The 6,716-nt window shown below is 61.6% G+C and carries 4 protein-coding genes; 3 read left to right on the forward strand and 1 reads right to left on the reverse strand.

Features of this window, described 5'->3' with window-relative positions:
- The 3 genes from LG31_RS0102970 (at position 1) to parC (ending at position 6,408) form a co-directional block, all read left to right on the forward strand.
- Positions 1 to 2,004: an FUSC family protein gene (locus LG31_RS0102970; protein WP_033113021.1), complete on the forward strand. Its 2,004-nt coding sequence runs from the start codon at positions 1 to 3 to the stop codon at positions 2,002 to 2,004.
- Positions 2,005 to 2,119: 115 nt separating this feature from the next.
- Positions 2,120 to 4,030, forward strand: coding sequence for a DNA topoisomerase IV subunit B (parE, locus tag LG31_RS0102975; RefSeq protein WP_033113022.1), 1,911 nt, complete (start codon positions 2,120 to 2,122; stop codon positions 4,028 to 4,030).
- Positions 4,031 to 4,113: 83 nt separating this feature from the next.
- Positions 4,114 to 6,408 carry a DNA topoisomerase IV subunit A gene (gene parC / locus LG31_RS0102980; protein ID WP_033113023.1) on the forward strand — a complete coding sequence of 765 codons (2,295 nt, stop codon included), beginning with the start codon at positions 4,114 to 4,116 and terminating at the stop codon, positions 6,406 to 6,408.
- Between the two features lie 54 nt (positions 6,409 to 6,462).
- Here parC and LG31_RS21530 read toward each other — a convergent pair.
- On the reverse strand, positions 6,463 to 6,716 hold a 254-nt coding region (locus LG31_RS21530), incomplete at its 5' end, for a hypothetical protein (protein ID WP_033113024.1).

The following is a 6,716-nucleotide window of genomic DNA, read 5'->3' on the forward strand; positions in this document are numbered from 1 at the left end:
GTGAGCGAGTCATTCTGGCTGCGCACTCCCTGGGGGAGGGCGACAGGGGGGCAGTGGCGCTATGCCCTGCGCAATGCGCTGGCCATGTGCCTGTCGCTCTGGCTGGCCTTTGTGCTGCAGCTCGACTCCCCCTACTGGGCGATGAGCTCGGCCGCCGTGGTGAGTTTTCCCACCGTGGGCGGGGTTATCAGCAAGAGTCTGGGGCGGGTGGTTGGCAGCCTGATGGGAGCGATGGCAGCGGTAGTGATCACCGGTCTTGGCATCAGCGATCCCTGGCTGTTCAGCTTCCTCATCGCCCTCTGGCTGGGCTTGTGTACCTACATCTCCAACCACTATCAGAACAACGTCTCCTACGCCTTTGCTCTCGGTGGCTATACGGCCGCCATCATCGCCTTCTCCTGCGTCAACGTGGCGGATCCCCACCATATCTTCGATATTGCCCAGGCGCGGGTGAGCGAGGTGATCATCGGTATCCTTTGCGGCGGTCTGATGATGATGATCCTGCCCAGCACCTCCGACAGCGAAACCCTGCTGGAATCCCTGCGCAAGAGCCAAGCCCGCCTGCTGGAACATGCCCAGCTGCTCTGGCTGGGGGAGATGACGCCCGAGGTGCGCAGCTCCCACGAAGGGTTGATCGGCCAGATCCTCACCATGAACGTGCTGCGTATTCAGGCGGTCTGGAGCCATCACCGGCTGCGGCGCCAGAACCGGCTGCTAAACTTCCTGCTCCATCGCCAGTTGCGCCTGATCAGCCTTATCTCCAGCCAGCGCCGCATGCTGCACAACTGGCCGGAACAACCGGAGTGCATTCAGGCGCTGCTCGCCACCCTGCTGACCGAGCTTGGCAAGCCGGAGTGCGACAAGTATCGGATTGCGAGGTTGCTGGCTCCCCTGATGCCGACCAGCGAGCATGATTATCGGCTGCGCACCTTTTTGCTGCGGCTGCGCCACTTCTGCTGGAGCTATCTGGAGTGTCAGCGCTGGCTCGACCGGTTGACCCGCTACGACGATCAGGAGTGGCCGGCGCCGCCCAGTCACACCTCCCTTACCAGCCATACCGACACGCTGGAGGCGGCCTATAACGGCGGGCGCACCTTCCTCTGCGTGCTGCTCGGTTGCACCTTCTGGATCAACAGTCAGTGGGATGCGGGCAGTTCGGCGCTCACCATGCTCTCCATCTGTTGCGTGCTCTACTCGGCGACCCCGGCCCAGGGGGCCAACACCATGCTCAGGGCGATCCTGCTGCTCAGCCTCATCTGCTTTGCGGTCAAGTTTGGTCTGATGATCCGCATCGACGACTTCTGGATCTTCTGTATCTTGCTCTTTCCGGCGCTGCTTACCATGCAGCTCTGCAAACAGCAGCAGGTGCGTCAGGCGGGCCTCTGGGGCCAGATGATCGTACTGCTCGGCTCCTTTCTTGCCATCACCAATCCGCCCAGCTACGACTATCAGCAGTTCATCAACAGCAGCCTCGCCCAGATGCTGGGGGTGATGAGCGCCGCGCTGGCGTTTCAGCTGCTGCGACCGAGCTCGGATCGGCGCAAGAGCCGCCGCATAATCCGCTCCCTGCGCCGCCATTTCATGGATCAGCTGGAGCCGGCTCCGCGCCAGAGCGAGAGCCAGTTCGAGTCGCTGATCTACCACTGCATCAGCCAGCTGGGTCAGAGTCAGGATCAGACCGCCCGCCTATGGGTGCTGCGCTGGGGCGTGGTGCTGCTCAACTGCAGCCATATTGTCTGGCAGCTGCGCCAGTGGCGCGGTGACGAACATCCTCTCTATCTGGTGCGCGACAATTGCATCCGCTGCCTGAAGGGGATCCTCACCGAGCAGGGGGTGCAGCACGCCTCTCTCGACCGCACGCTGGCCGAGCTGCAGCGGATCAGTCAGGGGCTGGCCAACCATGGTGATGGCGCGGCGCGAGAACTGGCGGGCATGGTGTGGCGGCTGCAAAGCTCGCTCTCCCAGCTGCAACAGGCGCTGCCGGGCCCCGCCGAGGGGAGCTGAAATAGGCTCCGGAGGGGGACAATCCCCTCCGGATCACCCTTTCCCGCAGCCAAGTTTGTCCAATACCCTCCCAACGAGTAAGATTCTCCCCAAACGTCAATTCGCAAGGCCCTCCATGTCTACTCAATACAATGCGGATGCCATTGAGGTCCTCAATGGCCTTGAACCGGTGCGTCGCCGCCCCGGCATGTATACCGACACCACCCGGCCCAATCACCTCGGCCAGGAGGTCATCGACAACAGCGTCGATGAAGCGCTGGCAGGTCACGCCCGCAATCTGGAGGTGATCCTGCATGAAGACCAGTCCCTCGAAGTGATCGACGACGGCCGCGGCATGCCGGTCGATATCCACCCGGAAGAGGGTGTCAGCGGGGTGGAGCTGATCCTCTGCAAGCTGCACGCGGGCGGCAAATTCTCCAATAAGAACTACCAGTTCTCCGGCGGTCTGCACGGGGTGGGTATTTCGGTAGTCAACGCTCTCTCCGATCGGGTCGAGGTAACGGTGCGCCGCGACGGTCAGGTCTACGACATCGCCTTCGAGCGTGGCGAGAAGGTGCAGGAGCTGACCATCACCGGCACCTGCGGCCGTCGCAACACCGGCACCCGGGTGCGCTTCTGGCCACAGGCGAGCTACTTTGACTCGCCCCGCTTCTCGGTCACCAAGCTGGAGCACCTGCTGAAAGCCAAGGCCGTACTCTGCCCTGGCCTCACCATCAAGTTCCTCGACAAGAACACCGGCATCAAGCTGGAGTGGTGCTACGAAGATGGCCTCAAGGATTATCTGATCGACGCGGTCAAGCAGTTCACCTGCCTGCCGGAGCAGCCCTTTATCGGCTCGTTCAGCTCCGAGCAGTCGGCGGTGGACTGGGCGCTCTGCTGGCTGCCGGAAGGGGGCGAATGCCTCGCTGAATCCTATGTAAACCTGATCCCCACCGCGCAGGGCGGTACTCACGTCAACGGTCTGCGTCAGGGCCTGCTCGACGCCATGCGCGAGTTCTGCGAGTTCCGTAACCTGCTGCCGCGCGGGGTCAAGCTGACTCCGGAAGATATCTGGGATCGCTGCGCCTACATCCTCTCCATCAAGATGCAGGATCCGCAGTTTGCCGGTCAGACCAAGGAGCGCCTCTCCTCCCGCCAGAGCTCGGCGTTCGTCTCCGGCGTGGTGAAGGATGCCTTCAGCCTGTATCTGAACAGCAACACTGAGCTGGCGGAGCAGATCGCTGAGCTCTGTATCAGCAGCGCCCAGCGCCGGATGCGCGCCGCCAAGACGGTGGTGCGCAAGAAGATAACGCAAGGCCCGGCGCTGCCTGGCAAACTGACCGACTGTAACTGCGCCGACCCCATGCAGGGCGAGCTGTTCCTGGTGGAGGGTGACTCCGCAGGCGGCAGTGCCAAGCAGGCGCGTGATCGCGAGTTTCAGGCCATCATGCCGCTGCGCGGCAAGATCCTGAACACCTGGGAGGTGGAGGCCGGTCAGGTGCTCGCCTCGCAGGAGGTGCACGATATCTCGGTGGCCATCGGTCTCGACCCCGACTCCGAGGATCTCAGTGGCCTGCGCTACGGCAAGGTGTGCATCCTCGCGGATGCGGACTCGGACGGTCTGCACATCGCCACCCTGCTCTGCGCCCTCTTTGTGAAGCACTTCCGCACGCTGGTGGAGAAGGGCCATGTCTATGTGGCCATGCCGCCCCTCTACCGGATCGATATCGGTAAAGAGGTCTACTACGCCCTCGATGAGGACGAGAAGAACGGCGTGCTGCAGCGGGTCGAAGCCGAGAAGAAGAAGGGCAAGGTGATGGTGACCCGATTCAAGGGTTTGGGTGAGATGAACCCGAAACAGCTGCGGGAAACCACCATGGATCCCAACACCCGCCGTCTGGTGCAGCTCACCATGGAGCCGGCAGGGGAGGCCGAAGGGGATGCGGCTGACGAGACCCTGCAGCTGATGGACATGCTGCTGGCCAAGAAGCGGGCGAGCGATCGCCGCGAGTGGCTGGAAGAGAAGGGCAACCTCGCCATCATCTAAGCCGTCGGCCGGCCCTGTCGGGGCCGGCAAGCATTTAGCCGGAGTCGCCCTGTGGCGGCTCCCGAACCGAAAGAGAAAATCACATGAGTGATGCTATCGAGCTCAGTCTGGACGGGGTAGAGCGCCAGCCAATGCGCACCTTTACCGAACAGGCTTACTTGAACTACTCCATGTACGTCATCATGGATCGGGCCTTGCCGCATATCGGCGATGGCCTCAAACCGGTGCAGCGGCGCATCATCTACGCCATGAGCGAGCTGGGTCTGTCGGCGCTGTCCAAGCACAAGAAGTCCGCCCGTACCGTGGGTGATGTGCTGGGTAAGTACCACCCCCACGGCGACAGCGCCTGTTACGAAGCCATGGTGCTGATGGCCCAGCCCTTCTCCTACCGCTACCCGCTGGTGGACGGTCAGGGTAACTGGGGTGCGCCGGACGATCCCAAATCCTTCGCCGCCATGCGTTATACCGAAGCGCGGCTATCGCGCTTCTCCGAGCTGCTGCTCTCCGAGCTGGGCCAGGGCACGGTGGAGTGGACGCCGAACTTTGACGGCACCATGAAGGAGCCGGTGGTGCTGCCCGCCCGCCTGCCGCACATTCTGCTTAACGGGGTGACCGGTATCGCGGTGGGCATGGCGACCGACATCCCGCCCCACAACGCGCGGGAAGTGGCCTACGCCTGTGCCGAACTGCTCGACAACCCCAATGCGGGGCTCGATGTGTTGATGCAGCACATTCAGGGGCCGGACTACCCGACCAACGCCGAGATCATCACCCCGCGCGAAGATATCCGCAAAATCTACGAGACCGGCAAGGGCTCCATCAAGCAGCGGGCGGTCTGGAGCGAGGAGGATGGCGACATCGTCATCACAGCGCTGCCTCATCAGGCCTCCGGCGCCAAGATCATGGAGCAGATCGCCGCCCAGATGGTGGCGAAAAAGCTGCCGATGGTGACCGATCTGCGCGATGAATCTGACCACGAGAACCCGACCCGTTTGGTGATCGTGCCGCGCTCCAACCGGGTGGATGTAGAGGGGCTGATGGCCCACCTGTTCGCCACCACGGATCTGGAGAAGAACTACCGGGTCAACCTCAACATCCTCGGCCTCGACAACCGGCCGCAGGTGAAGTGTCTCAAGACCATCCTCAGCGAGTGGATCCAGTTCCGCCGCGAGACGGTGCGTCGCCGTCTGCAGTTCCGCCTCGACAAGGTGCTGGCTCGCCTGCACATCCTTGAAGGCTTGCTGATCGCCTACCTCAACATCGACGAGGTGATCGAGATCATCCGTACCGAGGATGAGCCGGGCAAGGTGATGGTGGAGCGCTTCAACATTACCGAGACCCAGGCCGAAGCGATTTTGGAGCTGAAACTGCGCCATCTGGCCAAGCTCGAAGAGTTCAAGCTGCGCGCCGAACAGAACGAACTGGCCGAAGAGCGCGACAAGCTGGAGCTGATCCTGGGCTCCGAGCGTCGCCTCAACACCCTGCTCAAGAAAGAGCTGCTGGCCGATGCCGAGAAGTACGGCGACGATCGCCGCACCCCGCTGGTGGAGCGTGCCACCGCGGTGGCGCTGACCGAGAAAGAGCTGGTGCCGAGCGAACCGGTCACCGTCATCCTCTCCGACAAGGGGTGGGTGCGTGCCGCCAAGGGTCACGATGTGGATGTCGAGGGGCTCTCCTACAAGGCGGGGGACAACTACCTGACCCACGCCTTTGGCCGCAGCAACCAGCAGGCGGTGTTCCTGTCGAGCTTTGGCCGCACCTACTCGCTGGAGGCGCACACCCTGCCCTCCGCCCGCAGTCAGGGCGAGCCGCTCACCGGCCGCTTTGCGCTGGGGGCCGGTGAAGAGGTGCGTCATCTGGTGATGGGGAGCGAAGGCGAGCCGTATCTGATCGCCAGCGACGCCGGTTACGGCTTTGTCTGCACCTATGACGACCTCATCGGCAAGAACAAGAACGGCAAGGCGCTGCTCACCGTGCCGGAAGGGGGGCAGGTGATGGCTCCCCAGAAGATTGGCTCGCCGGAGACCGATCTCTGCATGGCCATCTCCAACGAGGGGCGCATGCTGCTGTTCCCGATGAACACCCTGCCGGTGCTCGGCAAGGGCAAGGGCAACAAGCTCATCAGCATCCCGTCCGCGCGGGTCAAGGCGCGGGAGGAGTTTGTGGTGATGGCCGCCGTGATCCCGCAGGGCCAGTCGGTCACCCTGTTTGCCGGCAAGCGCAAGCTGACCCTGAAACCGTCCGATCTCGACTACTACCGCGGCGAGCGCGGCCGCCGCGGCGCCAAGCTGCCCCGCGGTTTGCAGCGCGTCGATCGCATCGAGATTGAACCCGCTGCCGGTGCCGAACCGGTAGCCGGGGAAAATCAGGAAGGGTAATTAATATAGAAGGGCGCGAAAGCGCCCTTTCTATTAACAAAACACGCCAGATGATTATTTGATCAGTTTGTCGGCTATATTTATAGCTGACTGAATAGCTAATATTCCTACCATGACATAACCAAGGAATATTATTAAAGTGATAATAATACTTTCCATCGTTATTAATTTGTGGTTCTCAAAAAGGAATGTAAAATATTTCTTTAAGTATTCCCTGCCTTTGATACCATTTGCTTTTAAGAGTTGGTGGTAATTTCTTGAACTTTTGTCATATGATGCAAAAAAATGCTCTGTGAATAATGTCATAC

It is taken from the genome of Aeromonas lacus (assembly GCF_000764665.1).
Lineage (GTDB): Bacteria > Pseudomonadota > Gammaproteobacteria > Enterobacterales > Aeromonadaceae > Aeromonas > Aeromonas lacus.